A 16,771-nucleotide genomic window follows, 5' to 3' on the forward strand; every position below is an offset into this window, starting at 1 on the left:
CGAACCGACCCTGTGATCGGCCCTGCCAAGCAGGCCCATGCGCGGGCACGGTGAAGGTGCGATGTAGGATCGGACAGCCGACCGGAGCGGCACCCTGCCGCCCCGGCCCTCCGCATCACCGCAAATTCATGCCCAGCCGCACGCCATAGGTGCGCGGCGGATCATAGTTCGCGGTGGTCGAACTCCACACCGTCACCAGCGTGTTGGGCACGCGGCTGTCCTCGACATTGTTGACGAACGCCGTGATCGAATAGCGGTCGTCGGCATCCTCGAACCGCAGGTTCAGGTCGGTCTTGGTATAGGCGTCGCGCCGGCTCTGCGCGTAATTCTGCACGTCGCTATAGGTATGCGACTGGGCATAGAAATCGACGCTGGGGATCACCCGCCCGCCGCTGCCCAGGTCAAAGGTATGGGCATAGCTGAACCGCCCGCTCCACTCCGGCGCATTGGCCAGCCGGTTGCCCGACGCATCGAGGCTGAGGTTCGACGGCAACGGCCGGAAGCCGAACGCCGGGGCGAACGCGTTATAGTTGCCGCTCGCCGAATTGAGATTGTCCGACGCGGTCGGGAAGGATTTGATCCGCGCGTCGAGGTACGACACATAGCCGCTGATCCGGTCGTTGGGCGTCGGGCGCAGGCTCGCCTCCAGTTCGATCCCGCGCAACCGGGCCGTGGCGGCGTTGGTAGTGACCGCCGATACCTGGTTGGTCAGCGGGTTCAGCACGATGCTGGACACCTGCAGGTCCTTATACTCCATGTTGAAGCCGGTGGCGCTGAGATACAGCTTGCCGTCCAGCAACGTGGTGCGCACGCCCGCTTCATAGTTCGTCACGGTCTCCGGGCGATATTGCCGGAACTGCGGCGCGTTGCCGCTCGCCTCCAGCCCGCCGCCACGGAAACCGGTGCTGACCGTCGCATAGACCAAAGTGGTCGGGCTGACCTCGTAATTCGCGCCGACCTTCCAGCTGATATTGTCGAACTTCGCCTCGGGCCGGTTGGTATCGTTCGACAGCGCGAAGACGAACGGGATGCCGGGGCAGGTCGTGGGCGTAATGTTCTGCCGGTTGATCGTGTCGCCGGGGCAAACCAGTTCGATGTTGCGGGCGTTCACCTGTTCCCAGGTCGAACGGATGCCGCCGATCAGCTTGAGGCCGGGCAGGATTTCCAGCGTCCCCTGCCCGAACACCGCCTGCGACTTGGTCCCCTGCCCGCGATAGCTGGTGACGACATCGACGCCGCTGATCGTCGAGATGCCGGTGCCGGTCCCGGCGATCTTCGCGCCGATCAGGTTGTAGACGGTGTTGAACGGCGCGGGCGCGGTGTCGCCGGCATGGAGCAGCCGCGTGCCCGAAGGCTGGCGATCCTGATACAGGAACCCGCCCAGCACGAGGTTCAGGATTCCGCGATCATAGTTGACGTCGACTTCATGCGACCAGCTTTCGGTGCGGCGGTCGATCGATTCCTGCGTGAATACGCCGGTCGCGGCGTCGATGCCGTCATTCTTCAGCAGCGTGTAGCCCGACAGATAGGTGAGCGACAGCCCGTCGGCGACCTGCCACGCCAGCCGCGACCGGGCCGAATAATATTCGAGGTCCATGCGGTTGTCGCGGACCTGCGCCTGCCCGACGTTCAGCGCGTCGGTCTCGATCACCTGCCGCGGGCCGAAAGTCCCGGCGGCAAGGTTGCCCTGCGGATAGGTGTTGATGCTGGTCAGATAGCTGGCCGGGACCGTGCCCTCGTTGCGGCCATAGTTCAGCGACAGCCGCCACGTCACCGGCCCGACATCGAGCAGCGAGGTAACGCGCAGGCCCGACTGGTCCGTCTTCCCATAGCCGTGCCGAGCGCCGAAATTATCGTCCACCCCGTCATCGACCTGGCGATAGGCGGCGAAGCGCAACCGCCACGCATCGCTGACCGGCAGGTCGACCGCGGCCCGCGCGCGCACTTCGTTGAAGCGGCCGATCTGCAGGTCGGCGGTCACGCCGCGCGTCTTGCGCGGGTCGGCGGTGTTGATGTTGACGACGCCTGCCGTCGCGTTGCGGCCATAGACGGTGCCCTGCGGCCCGCGCAGCACTTCCACCGCGCCCAGGTCATACAGCCCGAACGACAGCGCCTGTGCCGAGGGTTCGTAGATGCCATCGATCTGCGTCGCGACCGTCGAATAGCCGCTGAAGCTGTTGTTGCTGCCGATGCCGCGCACCGCAAAGCCGTTGGCGCTCAGCTGCAGGTTCGGCACGGTCGTCGCCAGCGCCGAGGCCGAATCGACGCCCTGCCGGGTCAGCGAATCCTGCGACACGACGCTGATCGCGATCGGCGCGCGCGACAGGCGTTCGGACGTCTTCTGCCCGGTGACGATGATCTCCCCCACCGCGGCGTCGTCGCTGGCGGCGGTGGCGGTGACGGGATCGGCCGGCGGCGCGGCATCCTGTGCCCAGGCAGTCGCAGGCAGCAACGCGGTTCCGGCCAGCAGCAACGTCCATTTACGCATAGGATCCTCCCGATTTTCGTCGTTCTTTTCGTCGACGCGAACGGAAGGATCGCGACCGCGTCGCATGAGCGCGACCGGTCGACCATGGGGCAACACCCCCGGTTCCTCTCCCTACGTTGGCATCGTCCAACTGCAATGTTTCATAACTATAACTTCAATCGTTTGCAAACGGAAGTTGCGGGACCGGAAAATTTCGTTATCGGTCATAGCCAAGAGGCGGGCCGGGCGTTGCGCCCCAACCCCCGCACGATCGACGGGAGAGTCGAATGGCACTGGAACGGCGCGACATTCTGCGCGGGGCGGCATGGGCGGGGATCGGCGCGGCGCTGCCGCTCGGGGCCTGGGCGCAAACGACACCGGCACCGCTCGACCCGATCGCGGCGGTCGCCCCCGAACTGCGCGCCGCCGCGCGACAGATTCAGGCGATGGTCGCCGCGATGCCGCCGATCACCGAAGCCTATCGGACGATGCGCGCCGGCCCCCAGCCGCCGCCCGCGACCGACATCCCCCATGTCGAGCGGCGCATCCCCGGCGCGCCCGGCCAGCCGCCGGTGACGATCTACGTCATCAACGCCAAGCCCGGCACGCGCCGCCCCGCGATCCTGCACACCCATGGCGGCGGCTATATCGTCGGATCGGCCAGCGGCTCGATCCTGCAATGCCAGGACTTGGCGCGGCAGCTCGATTGCGCGGTCGTCACCGTCGAATACCGGCTGGCCCCGGAAACCACCTATGTCGGATCGGTCGCCGACAATCATGCCGCCCTGCTGTGGCTGCACGCCAATGCCGCCACGCTCGGCGTCGATCCGGCCCGGATCGCGGTAATGGGCGAAAGCGCGGGCGGCGGCCATGCCGCGCTGCTCGCGCTTATGGCGCGCGACCGGCGCAGCGTGCCGCTATGCGCGCAGGTGCTGATCTACCCGATGCTCGACGACCGCACCGGCAGCACGCGGACCGTCCCGCCGTTCATCGGCCGGATCGGCTGGGATACGCCGGCCAATGTGTTCGGATGGCGATCGTTCCTGGGACAGGCGCCGGGCGGCGCGTCGGTGCCCGCCGCCGGCGTGCCGGCGCGGGTGCGCGACCTGTCGGGCCTGCCGCCGACCTTTATCGGGGTTGGATCGGTCGACCTGTTCGTCGACGAGGATGTCGATTACGCCCGCCGCCTGATCGCGGCGGGGGTGCCGACCGAACTGGTCGTGACGCCGGGCGCCTTTCACGGCTTCGACGCGGTCGCCCCCGATACCGGGCTTGCCAAGCGCTTCACCGCGGCCAAGATCGCCGCGCTGCGCCGGGCCTTCGGGATCGATGGCGCAACGACATGATTCTTCGACAGGATATTGCCCATGGCCCTTGGTTCCTTCCCGCTTCGCGCCGCGTTGCTGTTGTCGCTCGCCCTGCTGCCGGGCACCGTCGCCGCGCAGGGCAAGGTGGCTGAGCGCCCTGCCCCGCCGGTCGCGTGGACCGGTGCGCCGTTCGTGCCACTGTGGACCGGCACCCCGCCCGGCGGCGGTTTCCGGCGGGTCGCGGTGCCGGCGGACAGCCCGGCCACCTTCCTGCGCAATATCGAACAACCCGGCCTGCGGCTGTTCCGCCCGGCGCACGCCAATGGCGCATCGGTGCTGGTCATCCCCGGTGGGGCCTATGACTTCCTGTCGATCGGCAATGAAGGCGTCGATATTTCCCAGCGGCTGAATGCGCTCGGCTATACCGTCTATGTCCTCGTCTATCGTCTGCCGGGCGAAGGCTGGGCCAACCGGTCCGACGTGCCGTTGCAGGATGCGCAGCGCGGCCTGCGCATGGTGCGCGCCGCCGCCATGAAGGACGGGCTGGACCCGCACCGGGTCGCGGTGCTGGGCTTTTCGGCGGGCGGGCATCTGGCGGCGACGCTGGAAACCGACTTCGCCCAATCCGTCTATCCCGCCCGCGACGCGACCGACCGGATCGACGCCCGGCCCGATGCCGCCGCGCTGATCTATCCGGTGATCGCCGCGAAGCCGCCCTTCACCCATGCCCTGTCCGCCGAACGCCTGCTGGGCAAGAATCCCAGTGCGGCGGCCGTCGTGCGACGCTCGCCGGCCGACCATGTCACCGCAACGACCCCGCCGACCTTCCTGCTCCACGCGATGGACGATGGCGCGGTGGTGCCCGACAACAGCATGGCGATGATGGCCGCGCTGCGTCGCGCCGGCCGCCCGGTCGAGGCGCATTTCCTTGCCGAAGGGGGCCATGGCTTCGGCGTCGGATCGCCCAGCCTGCCCGCCGGCCATTGGGTCGAGACCTTCGATCACTGGCTGCAGCGGGAATTTGCGAAGACCGCGCCGCCCGCCGGTTGACGGCTGGCTGATTTTAGCTATGCATAATAACAAATAACGAGAGGATCGAGAATGCCGGATGTGACGGCCGATGGTTTGACCCGGCGCTCGATCCTCGGGGTGTCGGCGGCACTGGCGGGATCGGCCGCGCTGCCTGCGATCGGCGCGGCGGCGACGCCCGAACGGCTCACCAGCATCGGCCTGACCTTCGTCTATGAAGCGATCGTGACGCTGGGAAAGGCGGAGGAGGTCGGCGCGACTCCCATGGGCAAGCGCATCCGCATCCCGATCACCGGCGGCCGCTTCGCCGGTCCGCGCATTTCCGGCGCGATCCTGCCCGAGGGGATGGACTGGCAACTGGTCCGCGCCGACGGATCGACCCTGCTGGAGGCCGCCTATCTGATGCGCGAGCGCGATGGCACGCTGATCCACATCACCAACAAGGGCGTGGTATTCGACGGAAAGGTCCGCACGACCCCGGTGTTCGAAGTACCCTTGGGCAAGCATGGCTGGCTCAACCAGGGCAATTTCCTCGGCACGGTCGGCCCCGCCGATCCGGCGGACGGGGCGGCGGTGCGGATCACCGTCTATCAACTGGCATGATGATGGAGAGCAAGATGACGCGACGGCATGTCACCCTGGCCGCGATCCTCGCCGGTTCGACGCTGGCCGGTTGCGCGACGCCGGTCCCGCCGATGGCCGCGACGCAAGGCACCGCACCGCAGGGCTGCGCCGCATTGATGGCCGGCGGGTGGAGCGATCCGATGATGCGCATCCTGACCGCCGACGACCGCGCCGCCGGGCTGGTGCTGGATCTCGGCATGGGTGCGAAGACCGCGCCCCTCCCCGCCCATTGCGAAGTCACCGGTATTCTGCGCGAACGCACCGGGCAGGACGGGCAGAAATACGCCATCCGCTTCCGGATGCGCCTGCCCGAACAATGGAACCGGCGCTTCCTGTTCCAGGGCGGCGGCGGCACCAACGGCGATATCGGGTCGGCGGTCGGGCCGCTCAACGCCGGAGCGACCGCGCTGGCGCAGGGCTTTGCCGTTATCAGCCAGGATTCGGGCCATTCCAACGACACCAACGCCGATCCCGCGCGCGGCGGCGCGGTGGCCTTCGGCTTCGATGCGCAGGCCCGCGCCGATTACGGCCATGCCTCGCTGAAGGCCAGCTACGACGCCGCTCGCGCGATCCTGAAGCGGCGCTATGGCGGCGACCCGGCGCACAGCTATTTCGCCGGCTGTTCGAAGGGCGGGCAGGAGGGCATGGCCTTTGCCCAGCGCTACCCCGACGCGTTCGACGGCATCCTTGCCGCCGCCCCCGGCTTCGCCCTGCCCAAGGCGGCAATCGCCGAAGTCTGGGACACGCAACGCTATGCCGCGCTGGTCCGCGCGCCCGGTGAGACGAGCGTGCCCGTCGCCCGGCTGGCACAGGCATTCTCCAACGCCGACCTGCTGCTCGCGCGGCAGGCGGTGCTGGCGGCGTGCGATGCCAGGGATGGCCTCGCCGATGGCTTGGTCGGCGCCTTCGCACAATGTGGCACGGCGGAGGTCGTCCGCGAACTGCGCGCGCGTCAGTGCAGCGGGCAAAAGAATCAGAGCTGCCTCGCTCCGGCACAGATCGACGCGATGGTCCGCGCCTTTGGCGGTCCGCACGACAGCCGGGGGCAGGCGCTCTATGCCAGCTTCCCTTGGGATGCCGGCATGTCCGACAATGGCTGGCGCATCTGGAAACTGGGGCTGGAGACGCCGGCAGTGCCCGCGATCAACGCCGCCATGGGCGCACCGGCGCTGGCGACGATCTTTTCCACGCCGCCGCGCGCGCTGGGTCCGGGACCGCAGGCCGGCATGGACTATGCCATGGCCTATGACTTCGACCGCGATCCCGCCGCGATCCACGCGACCGCGCCGGGCTTTCCGCGATCCGCATGGGAGGACATCGCCGCCCGGTCGAGCGACCTGTCGGCGTTCCGCAAGCATGGCGGGCGGATGATCGTGCCGCATGGCGCGTCCGACCCGGTCTTTTCGATCAACGACACCATCGCATGGTGGAACGACGTGAACGGCAGGAACGCGGGGCAGGCCGCGTCGTTCGTCCGCGTCTTCCCGGTGCCGGGCATGGCGCATTGCCAGGGCGGCCCCGCGACCGATCAGTTCGACGGCCTTGGCGCGCTGGTCCGCTGGGTCGAACAGGGACAGGCCCCCGACCGGATCGAGGCCTCGGCCGGCCCGATGACACCATGGCCCGGCCGCACCCGCCCGCTCTGCCCCTATCCGCTCGTCGCGCGTCCGGTCGCGGGGGCCGGCGATACGGAAAAGGCAGCGGCCTTCACCTGCCAGAAGGCGTAATAAGGCCGCTCGCTTCGTCACTCCCGCGAAGGCGGGCGTCCATACCCGCCGACGTCGCGCATCCAGCCGGAACGTCAGCGGCAATGGATTCCCGCCTCGGCAGGAATGACGAACGCGTCGAAGGTTACCCTTCCTCCGGCCAGTACAACCGCATCGGATTGTCGACCAACAGCTTGCGCTGCAATTCCGCCGTCGGCGCGATCGCCGGGATCACATCGACCAGCGCGCCGTCGTCGGGCAGCACGCTCTCCATATTGGGATGCGGCCAGTCGGTGCCCCACAATACCCGATCCGGATAGGCCTCCACCAGCGGCCGCACCGCCGCCACGAAATCGGCATAGGGCGGTCCGGCCGGGTCCAGGCGGTCCGGGCAGGTCACCTTGGTCCAGATATCGTCACGGCTGTCGAGCAGGCTGCGGAACGCGGTCATGTCCGCGCCGTCCGGCCCCTGCCCCACATCCGGCCGCCCCATATGGTCGATCACCACCGGCACCGGGATCGCTGCCAGGAACGGCCGCATTTCCTCCAGCAGGTCCGCCTCGAAATAGACGACGACATGCCAGCCCAGCCGCGCGATGCGCTGCGCGACGTTCAGGAACTTGTCCTTGGGCGCGTCATCGACCAGCCGCTTCAGGAAATTGAACCGCACCCCGCGAATGCCGCCGGCGTGCAGCGCGTCCAGTTCCGCATCGCTGATCGCGGGATCGACCACCGCCACCCCGCGACACGTCCCCTCCGATACCGCGATGGCGTGCAAGGTTGCACGATTGTCGGTGCCGTGGCAGCTCGCCTGTACGATCACGTTGCGGCTGAACCCCAGCTTGGCCCTGAGCGCAAACAGCGCGTCCGGCCCGGCATCCTGCGGCAGGTACTTCGCCTTGGAACTGAACGGAAATTCCGCCTGCGGCCCGAACACATGGCAATGCGCGTCGACCGCGCCGGGCGGCGGCACGAAGCGCGGCGTGGAGGGTTCCAGCGTCCAGCTGCGGATGCGTCCCTGTTCGTCCTTCACGCGAAAATCTCCCCATCCATCAACTTCCGCGCGGTCCGCAACATCCCCGCCTCGATCGGCTGCCCCGCCGCGTCCAGCGTGACGACGCATTCGGTCACCCCGGTCGGATGCTCGACCCCCAGGGTCAGTTGCCGCTTCTGCGGCACCTTCGCCACCTTCGCGGCCGGTGACTCCGGGATCAGGCAGGCGGTGGCGACGCTGACCGCGCCCAGCACCCCGATCGACGCATGGACCCGGTGCGGGATCAATGACCGCACCGCGATCGCGCCCCCGTCCTTCGGTGCCGCGACCAGCATCATCTTGGGCACCGACTTGGCCGTCACGTCGCCCAGGTTCATCAGCGGCCCTGCCTGCAACCGTATCGCCTCGACCCGCGCCTTCATCGCGTCGTTCGCGTCCAGCGTCTCGCGATCCTCATAGCCCGTGATTCCAACGTCTTCGGCCGCGATCACGACGCAGGGCATGCCGTTGTCGATCATCGTGACAGCCACGCCGTCGACGGTGTCGACCCCGTTCCCGGTCGGCAGCAACGCCCCGCACGACGACCCCGCCGTATCGCGAAACGCCAGCGGGACCGGTGCGGCCGTGCCGGGCACACCGCTGATCTCCGCATCACCGGCATAGGTTACGCGCCCGCCGGAGGTCTGCACCGTCGCGACCGCGACCTGGCCCGTATTCTCCATGAAGATGGCGACCCGCGTTTCGCCATCCTGTGCCGCGACCAACCCACGCTCGATCGCGAACGGGCCGACCCCGGCAAGAATATTACCGCAATTCTGCGCATCGGTCACGATCGCCTGATCCACGAACACCTGCAGGAACAGATAATCGACGTCGACTCCGTCGCGGTTCGAAGCGCTGACCACCGCAACCTTGCTGGTCAACGGGTCCGCGCCGCCCATGCCGTCGATCTGCCGGGGATCGGGCGATCCCATCGCGCGCAGCAGGAACGCGTCGCGTGCGGCCGGGTCGGCGGGCAGGTCGTCCTTCAGGAAATAGCCCCCTTTAGAGGAGCCGCCCCGCATCCACATGCAGCGCACGCCGTCAGACATATTTAAGCCCCATCGCTTCCAGCCGCGGGCGCATGTCGTAAATGTCGAGGCCCAGTTCCCCGGCAGCGAGCCGTACGCGCTTGCCCTCTTCGGCGGCTTCGCGCGCGCGCGCCTTGTCCAGCACCGCCGCCGCATCGGCGCGCTTCACCACGCAGACGCCATCGTCATCCGCCACGATCACGTCGCCTGGCTCGATCGCAGCCCCGGCGCAGACGACCGGCACGTTGACCGACCCCAGCGTGTTCTTGACCGTCCCTTGCGCGAACACCGCCTTCGACCAGACCGGAAAACCCATCTGCGTCAGGTCGCGCACGTCGCGTACGCCCGCGTCGATCACCAGCCCGCGACAGCCGCGCGCCATCGCGCTGGTCGCCAGCAGGTCGCCGAAATAGCCGTCGATGCAGGGGGATGTCGGCGCCAGCACTAGAATATCGCCCGCCTGCAACTGTTCGATCGCGACATGCACCATCCAGTTGTCGCCGGGGGCGGCGGAGATCGTCACCGCGCTGCCCGCGATCCGCGCGCCCGAATAGATCGGGCGCAGCTGATGGCCGAGCAGCCCGATCCGCCTCTGCGCCTCATGGACCGTGGCGACCCCGGCGGCGGCGAGGCCGTCGATCACCGCCGCATCGGCCCGTTCGATATTCTGCACGACGACGTTCATGGCGGCTCCTTCAGCTGGGCAAGTTGCCCCGTTCGTCCCGCGCCGGCCCGCACTTTGCCAATCGATCTTGCGCGCCGCCGATAAGTTTTTGCTATATCCGCCATCGTGAAGCCGTTCGACCTCAACCTGCGCCACCTGCGCGCCATCGGCCATATCGTGGCGGAGCGCAGCCTGAACCGCGCTGCCGACGCCGCTGGCCTGTCGCAGCCCGCGCTGACCCAGGGCCTCGGCAAGCTGGAGCGCCAGCTGGGTACCCGCCTGTTCGAACGCAGCCCCGACGGCATGACCGCAACTGCCGCCGGCCTGGCACTGGCCGAACGGACCGAACGCGCCTTCACCCTGCTCGCCGGGATCGGACGGCGTGGCGGCAAGCGCGGCTTCGCCCGGCCCGACGCGCTGATGACCGCGACCCAGGCGGAGGCGTTCCTGCACTTCGCCGATGCCGGCGGCTTTGCCGGCGCGGCAGCCAGCAGCGGCCTGTCTCAGCCGGCGATCCACCGCGCCGTCCGCGAACTGGAAGCGATCTGGGCGACGCCGCTGGCCGAACGGCGCGGGCGCGGCATGGTACTGACCACTGCCGGGCGCGCTCTGGCGCGCGGCGTGCGCCTCGCGGCGGGGGAGATCGCGGCGGGCATCGTCGAGGCGCGCGGCGACGCCGACGAAGGCGGCCGCATCGCGGTGGGCGCAATGCCGCTCAGCCGTGCGCTGCTGCTGCCCCATGCCCTCGCCCTGTTCCTTGCTGATGCGCGGGGCACGGTCATCGACGTGGTGGAGGGATCGTGGCGCGAACTGGTCGACCCGCTGCTCGACGGCGTGATCGACTTGATGATCGGCGCGCTGCGCAGCGATCCGCCCGCCGGTATCGATCAGGTGCCGCTGTTCACCGACCGGCTCGCCATTTTCGGGCGCGTCGGCCATCCGCTGGCCGGCAAGGCGGTCGATCTGGAACAACTTGCTGCCCAACGCTGGGTCGTCGGCCCGGTCGGCACGCCGCTACGGCACCATTGGGAGATGCTGTTCGCCGGTCGCCCGCTGCCCCCGGTCCCGGTCGAATGCGGATCGGTGATGGTGATCCGCGGGCTGCTGGCGGAAAGCGACCTGCTGACCCTGCTGTCCCCCGATCAGGTCGCGCTGGAGGTCGATGCCGGATTGCTGGTGCGGATCGGTCCCGACCTGACCGATACGGTGCGCACCATCGGCATCACCACCCGAAGCGGATGGCGTCCGACCGCCGGGCAGGCACGCCTGATCGCCCTGTTGCAACGCGCATCGAACGAAACCAGACTTCAGGAAAACCGATAAGCCCCGGTGCTTTCCGATTGGCGGGACCACGGCCACGCCCGGTACCCCCCGGATATGGAAAGGATCATCGCCTCGATCGGGTTCGGCGAAGCGGGACAGGCATTCGCCCGCCCCGGCACCCGCACCTATGATCGCAAGGTCGCCGATCCGGCGACGCGCGGCGCACTGCTCGACGCCTGCCGCGCCGCTGAAGTCGCGGGCTGCGACACGCCGCAAGAAGCCCTGACCGGCGCGCACACAGTCTTCTCGCTGGTTACTGCGGATCAGGCGCTGCCCGCGGCACAAGCCTATGCCGCGCTGCTTGCCCCCGACGCACTCTGGCTCGACATGAACAGCGTCGCGCCCGACACGAAGCGCGCCGCTGCGAAGGCGATCACCGCCGCCGGTGGCCGCTATGTCGACGTCGCAGTGCTGGCGCCGGTCCTGCCCGCGCGCCTAGCCGTGCCGCTGCTGCTCGCCGGGCCTTATGCAGCGGAGGCGGAGGCGGTGCTACGTGGCCATGGCTTTACCAATGTCGCCATCGCCGGCCCGACGATCGGCGCGGCATCGTCGATCAAGATGATCCGGTCGGTGATGGTGAAGGGGCTGGAGGCGCTGACCGCAGAATGCGTGCTCGCCGCCGAGCGTGCCGGGGTACGCGACGCGGTGATCGCCTCGCTCGATGCCAGCTGGAAGCCGCAGGGTTGGGAAACGCGGATCGCCTATAATCTCGACCGGATGATGGCGCACGGCCTGCGCCGCGCCGCCGAGATGGAAGAGGTCGCCGTCACGCTGGAAGCGCTGGGAGTCGAGCCCGCCATGACGCGCGGCACGATCCGCCGCCAGCGCGCGCTCGGGTCGCTCGGCCTGACGCCCCCCGATGGCCTGACCGCCAAGCTCGCCGCTTTGGGAGACAGTGAATGATTATCGACTGCCACGGCCATTATACCGTGCTGCCCAAGGCGCATGACGCGTGGCGTGAGGCGCAGGTGGCCGCGTACAAGGCGGGCGAACCCGCCCCGCCCTATCCTGCGATCAGCGATGCGGAAATCCGTAAGACGATCGAGGCGAACCAGCTGCGCCTGATCAAGGAACGCGGCGCGGACCTGACGATCTTCTCGCCCCGCGCCTCCGCCATGGCGCCGCATGTCGGTGACGAAGCAGTGGCGATCGAATGGGCGCGCCGCTGCAACGACCTGATCGCGCGGGTCGTCGGCCTGTTCCCCGACACCTTCGTCGGCGTGTGCATGTTGCCGCAAAGCCCAAAGGCGGACATGACCGCCTCGATCGCCGAGCTGGAACGCTGCGTGCGCGATCTGGGCTTCATCGGCTGCAACCTCAACCCCGATCCGGGCGGCGGCCATTTCACCCATCCGCCGCTGACCGATCGCTACTGGTACCCCTTTTACGAAGCGATGGTCGCGCTGGGCGTGCCGGCGATGATCCATGTGTCGGGGAGCTGCAACCCGGCGATGCACGCGACCGGCGGCTATTATATCGCCGCCGACACCGTCGCCTTCATGCAGCTGCTGCAGGGCGACCTGTTCGCCGACTTCCCGACGCTGAAGTTCATCATCCCCCATGGCGGCGGTGCGGTCCCCTATCACTGGGGGCGCTATCGCGGGCTTGCCGATATGCTGAAGAAGCCGGCGCTCGACACGCACCTGATGAACAACATCTATTTCGACACCTGCGTCTATCACCAGCCCGGCATCGACCTGCTGGCGGACGTGATCGACAACAAGAACATCCTGTTCGGCAGCGAGATGGTCGGTGCGGTGCGTAGAATCGACCCGACGACCGGGCACTATTTCGACGACACCAAACGCTATGTCGACGCGCTGGATGTCTCGGATGCGGAGCGGAGCGCGATCTTCGAGGGCAACGCCCGCCGCGTCTTCCCTCGTCTCGACACCTTGCTGAAGGAGCGCGGCCGATGAGCGAGCCCAAGGACATTCACGCCTATCTCGCCGAGTTCGAGGATATTCCCGGCACCCGCGTCTTCACCGCCGCGCGGGCACGGCAGGGCTATCACATGAACCAGTTCGCGATGAGCCTGATGAAGCCTGAAAACCGCGAACGATGGAAGGCGGACGAAGCAGCCTATATCGACGAATGGCCGCTGGGTGCCGAGCAGCGCGCGGCGATCCTGTCGCGCGACTATAATCGCTGCCTTGATCTCGGCGGCAATATCTATTTCCTCGCCAAGGTGTTCTCGACCGACGGCCTCAGCTTCGTGCAGGCGGTCAGCACGATGACCGGCGTGTCGGTCGAGGACTATCAGGCGATGATGAACGCCGGCGGCCGTTCGCCGGATGGCGTCCGTTCGAAGAAGGATTCGCGATAGTGGCCCGCATCACTGCCGGCGTGGCGAGCAGCCACGTGCCCCTGCTCGGCGTCGCGCACGATCTGAAAAAGGATCGCGACGATTATTTCGGTCCGATCTTCGCCGGATATGACTGGACCCGCGAATGGGAGAAGGCGGAAAAGCCCGATGTCGTCATCCTGGTCTATAACGACCACGCCTCCGCCTTCGACATGAAGATCATCCCGACCTTCGCGATCGGTTGCGGCGAAACGTACAAGCCCGCCGACGAAGGCTGGGGACCGCGCCAGGTGCCCGATGTCCACGGCCATCCCGACCTCGCCTGGCACATCGCGCAAAGCCTGATCCTCGACGAATTCGACATGACCATCATCAACGAGATGGACGTCGATCACGGGTTGACCGTGCCGCTGTCGATGATGTTCGGCGACGTCGCCGAGTGGCCGTGCAAGGTCATTCCGCTGGCGGTCAACGTCGTCACCTATCCCCCGCCCTCGGGCAATCGCTGCTGGGCACTGGGCGAGGCGATCGCGCGGGCGGTCGCCAGCTTCCCGGAGGATCTGAACGTACAGGTCTGGGGCACCGGCGGCATGAGCCACCAGTTGCAGGGGCCGCGCGCCGGACTCATCAACGCCGAATGGGATAACGACTTCCTCGACGGGATGATCGGCGAAACCGACCGGCTCCGCCACATCCCGCATATCGACTATCTGCGCGAGACCGGGTCCGAAGGGATCGAGATGGTCATGTGGCTCATCATGCGCGGCGCGATGGGCAAGCGCACCAAGGCGCTGCACCGCCACTACCACGTCCCGTGCAGCAACACCGCCATCGGCCATCTCGTCCTGCAACCAGACAATTAACGCCCTCTCCCCTGCGGGGGAGAGGGTTGGGAGAGGGGCAGTCTCCAACCACCAACGACAGCGCCGGCGATGAGAGACAGCCCCTCTCCCCGGCCCCCTTCCGACAAGGAAGAAGGAGAAACACATGAAAATCGCACTCGCGGGCGCCGGCGCATTCGGTGAAAAGCATCTCGACGGGCTGAAGAACATCGACGGGGTCGAGGTCGTCTCGGTCGTCGGCCGCAACCTCGAACCGACACAGGCCGTGGCCGCCCGGTACGGCATCGCCCATGCCACCACCGACCTTGCCGAGACGCTGGCGCTGCCCGGCCTCGACGCGGTCATCCTCTGCACCCCGACCCAGATGCACGCCGCGCAGGCGCTGCAATGTCTGGAGGCGGGCAAGCACGTCCAGGTCGAAATTCCGCTGTGCGACACGCTGGCCGATGGCGAAGCAGTGCTGGCCAAGGCGCAGGAAACCGGCCTGACCGCGATGTGCGGCCACACCCGGCGCTTCAACCCCAGTCACCAGTTCGTGCATAACAAGATCGCAGCCGGCGAACTGCACCTCCAGCAGATGGACGTGCAGACCTATTTCTTCCGGCGGAAGAACATCAACGCGAAGGGGCAGCCGCGGTCGTGGACCGACCATCTGTTGTGGCACCATGCCGCGCACACGGTCGACCTGTTCGCCTATCAGGCCGGGCCGATCGTGCAGGCCAATGCGATTGAGGGGCCGCACCACCCCGAGTTGGGCATCGCGATGGACATGTCGATCCAGCTGAAGGCGGAAAGCGGCGCGATCTGCACGCTGTCGCTCAGCTTCAACAATGACGGGCCGCTCGGCACCTTCTTCCGCTATATCGGCGACACCGGCACCTATATCGCCCGCTACGACGACCTGGTGACGGGCAAGGAAGAACCGATCGACCTGTCCGGCGTCGCGGTGTCGTCCAATGGGATCGAACTGCAGGACCGCGAATTCATCGCCGCGATCCGCGAAGGCCGCGAACCCATTGCCAGCGTGGCGCAGGTCATGCCCTGCTACCGCGTCCTCGACGCGCTCGACCGGCAACTGGCGGCTGCGCGATGAAAACCTCGGTCGTCATCGTCGGGGCCGGGCCGTCGGGCCTGTTGCTCGGGCACCTGCTCCGCGCAGCCGGGGTCGACTGCATCGTCGTCGAACGTCAGTCGCCCGACTATATCCTCGGCCGCATCCGTGCCGGCGTGCTGGAGGCGGTGACGACCGATCTGATGGCCCGGCTGGGGCTGGACCAGCGGTTGCGTGCGGAGGGGCTGATCGAGGAAGGCTTCAATCTCGCCACCGCCGATCACCTGATCCGGATCGATATCACGGCGCTGACCGGACGCCACGTCACCGTCTACGGCCAGACCGAGGTGACGCGCGACCTGATGGACGCCGCGGCGGCACGCGGTCTGACGATCCTCTATGACGCGAAGGACGTCGCGCTGAACGATATCGACAGCGCCGCGCCGTTCGTGACCTTCACCCGGAACGGCGTCGCGACCCGAATCGACGCCCAGTTCCTCATCGGTTGCGACGGTTTCCACGGCCCCTCGCGCAAGGCAGTTCCGGCGGCAGCGGTGCGCGAGTTCGAACGCGAATATCCGTTCGGCTGGCTCGGCATTCTCGCCGACGTTCCCCCCTGCCACCCCGAGTTGATCTACGCCAACACGGACAGGGGGTTCGCGCTCGCCTCGATGCGCTCGGCCACGCGCAGCCGCTATTATGTGCAGGTGCCGCGGACCGAACGGGTGGAGGATTGGAGCGAAAACCGGTTGTGGGATGAACTCGCCGAACGGTTCGATCCGCTGAGCGACCACAAGGTCACCCGTGGTCCCGCCCTCGAAATGTCGATCGCGCCGCTGCGCAGCTATGTGTTCGAAACGATGCGCCACGGCCGGCTGTTCCTGGCGGGCGACAGCGCCCATATCGTACCACCGACCGGTGCGAAGGGACTGAACCTCGCCGCGTCCGACGTCGCCTACCTGTCCGACGCACTGATCGCGTTCTTCCAGCGCGGTGACGATGCCGGGCTGCTCGGGTATCAGACCCGGGCATTGGCGCGGATCTGGAAGGCGGAGCGGTTCAGCTGGTATCTGACGAAGTTGATGCATCGTTTTCCGGAGGACGGAGCGTTCGAACATCGGATGCAGACGGCAGAGCTGGACTATGTCGCCGGTTCGCTGTCGATGCAGACCACGATCGCCGAGAATTATGTCGGCCTACCACTATAGCTCCGGAACGCACAAAAGCCCCGTCTCTTGGGAGACGGGGCTTTTGATGACGTATGGTTGCGGGGACAGGATTTGAACCTGTGACCTTCAGGTTATGAGCCTGACGAGCTACCGGGCTGCTCCACCCCGCGACACCTTTGTCGCCCATTTGGGCGGGAGGGGTATGTGGCATTGTGAATGG

At 67.4% G+C, this 16,771-nt stretch carries 15 protein-coding genes and 1 tRNA gene; 11 read left to right on the plus strand and 5 right to left on the minus strand.

Annotation, left to right across the window (positions count from 1 at the left end):
• Positions 1-115 precede the first annotated feature (115 nt).
• Entirely contained in the window at positions 116-2,488 is a 2,373-nt protein-coding gene (locus tag MF609_RS14845) for a TonB-dependent receptor (protein ID WP_242417063.1), read from the minus strand.
• A 266-nt stretch (positions 2,489-2,754) separates the two neighbouring features.
• Between MF609_RS14845 and MF609_RS14850 the strand changes: the two genes are divergently transcribed.
• The 4 genes from MF609_RS14850 to MF609_RS14865 are packed head-to-tail and all read left to right on the plus strand — an operon-like array spanning position 2,755 to position 7,154.
• A complete protein-coding gene (locus MF609_RS14850) occupies positions 2,755-3,813 on the plus strand; it encodes an alpha/beta hydrolase (RefSeq protein ID WP_242417064.1) in 1,059 nt (352 codons plus the stop codon).
• Positions 3,814-3,834: 21 nt separating this feature from the next.
• A complete protein-coding gene (locus MF609_RS14855) occupies positions 3,835-4,824 on the plus strand; it encodes an alpha/beta hydrolase (RefSeq protein ID WP_242417065.1) in 990 nt (329 codons plus the stop codon).
• A gap of 51 nt (positions 4,825-4,875) precedes the next feature.
• Positions 4,876-5,406 carry a DUF3237 domain-containing protein gene (locus tag MF609_RS14860; protein ID WP_242417066.1) on the plus strand — a complete coding sequence of 177 codons (531 nt, stop codon included), beginning with the start codon at positions 4,876-4,878 and terminating at the stop codon, positions 5,404-5,406.
• Positions 5,407-5,420: 14 nt separating this feature from the next.
• A complete protein-coding gene (locus MF609_RS14865; RefSeq protein WP_242417067.1) occupies positions 5,421-7,154 on the plus strand; it encodes a tannase/feruloyl esterase family alpha/beta hydrolase in 1,734 nt (577 codons plus the stop codon).
• A 124-nt stretch (positions 7,155-7,278) separates the two neighbouring features.
• Here the strand turns inward: MF609_RS14865 and MF609_RS14870 are convergent, their stop codons facing one another.
• From MF609_RS14870 to MF609_RS14880, 3 genes are read right to left on the minus strand one after another with little or no spacing between them, the layout of a single operon-like run.
• On the minus strand, positions 7,279-8,166 hold the full coding sequence (locus tag MF609_RS14870; RefSeq protein WP_242417068.1) for an amidohydrolase family protein: 888 nt from the start codon (positions 8,164-8,166) through the stop codon (positions 7,279-7,281).
• Entirely contained in the window at positions 8,163-9,218 is a 1,056-nt protein-coding gene (locus tag MF609_RS14875; protein ID WP_242417069.1) for a 4-oxalomesaconate tautomerase, read from the minus strand. The genes MF609_RS14870 and MF609_RS14875 overlap by 4 nt, the downstream gene beginning before the upstream one ends.
• On the minus strand, positions 9,211-9,882 hold the full coding sequence (locus MF609_RS14880) for a 4-carboxy-4-hydroxy-2-oxoadipate aldolase/oxaloacetate decarboxylase (protein ID WP_242417070.1): 672 nt from the start codon (positions 9,880-9,882) through the stop codon (positions 9,211-9,213). The genes MF609_RS14875 and MF609_RS14880 overlap by 8 nt, the downstream gene beginning before the upstream one ends.
• Positions 9,883-9,987: 105 nt before the next feature.
• On the opposite strand from MF609_RS14880, the gene MF609_RS14885 reads away from it, so the two are divergent.
• The 7 genes from MF609_RS14885 (at position 9,988) to pobA (ending at position 16,590) form a co-directional block, all read left to right on the plus strand.
• Positions 9,988-11,184, plus strand: a complete 1,197-nt coding sequence (locus MF609_RS14885) for a LysR family transcriptional regulator (RefSeq protein WP_419723101.1) — start codon at positions 9,988-9,990, stop codon at positions 11,182-11,184.
• A gap of 54 nt (positions 11,185-11,238) precedes the next feature.
• Positions 11,239-12,087, plus strand: a complete 849-nt coding sequence (locus tag MF609_RS14890; RefSeq protein ID WP_242417071.1) for an NAD(P)-dependent oxidoreductase — start codon at positions 11,239-11,241, stop codon at positions 12,085-12,087.
• Entirely contained in the window at positions 12,084-13,103 is a 1,020-nt protein-coding gene (locus tag MF609_RS14895; protein ID WP_242417072.1) for an amidohydrolase family protein, read from the plus strand. The genes MF609_RS14890 and MF609_RS14895 overlap by 4 nt, the downstream gene beginning before the upstream one ends.
• Positions 13,100-13,510, plus strand: a complete 411-nt coding sequence (gene ligA, locus MF609_RS14900; RefSeq protein WP_242417073.1) for a protocatechuate 4,5-dioxygenase subunit alpha — start codon at positions 13,100-13,102, stop codon at positions 13,508-13,510. The genes MF609_RS14895 and ligA overlap by 4 nt, the downstream gene beginning before the upstream one ends.
• Positions 13,510-14,352, plus strand: coding sequence for a class III extradiol dioxygenase subunit beta (locus tag MF609_RS14905; protein WP_242417074.1), 843 nt, complete (start codon positions 13,510-13,512; stop codon positions 14,350-14,352). The genes ligA and MF609_RS14905 overlap by 1 nt, the downstream gene beginning before the upstream one ends.
• A 124-nt stretch (positions 14,353-14,476) precedes the next feature.
• Positions 14,477-15,424, plus strand: a complete 948-nt coding sequence (locus MF609_RS14910; protein ID WP_242417075.1) for a Gfo/Idh/MocA family oxidoreductase — start codon at positions 14,477-14,479, stop codon at positions 15,422-15,424.
• Positions 15,421-16,590 carry a 4-hydroxybenzoate 3-monooxygenase gene (gene pobA / locus MF609_RS14915; RefSeq protein WP_242417076.1) on the plus strand — a complete coding sequence of 390 codons (1,170 nt, stop codon included), beginning with the start codon at positions 15,421-15,423 and terminating at the stop codon, positions 16,588-16,590. Before MF609_RS14910 ends, pobA begins: the two co-directional genes overlap by 4 nt.
• Before the next feature lie 54 nt (positions 16,591-16,644).
• On the opposite strand, the gene MF609_RS14920 is transcribed toward pobA, so the two are convergent.
• Positions 16,645-16,721, minus strand: a tRNA-Met gene (locus MF609_RS14920).
• Positions 16,722-16,771 lie beyond the last annotated feature (50 nt).

It is taken from the genome of Sphingomonas panni (genome assembly GCF_022664435.1).
In the GTDB taxonomy this organism is placed as follows: domain Bacteria; phylum Pseudomonadota; class Alphaproteobacteria; order Sphingomonadales; family Sphingomonadaceae; genus Sphingomonas; species Sphingomonas panni.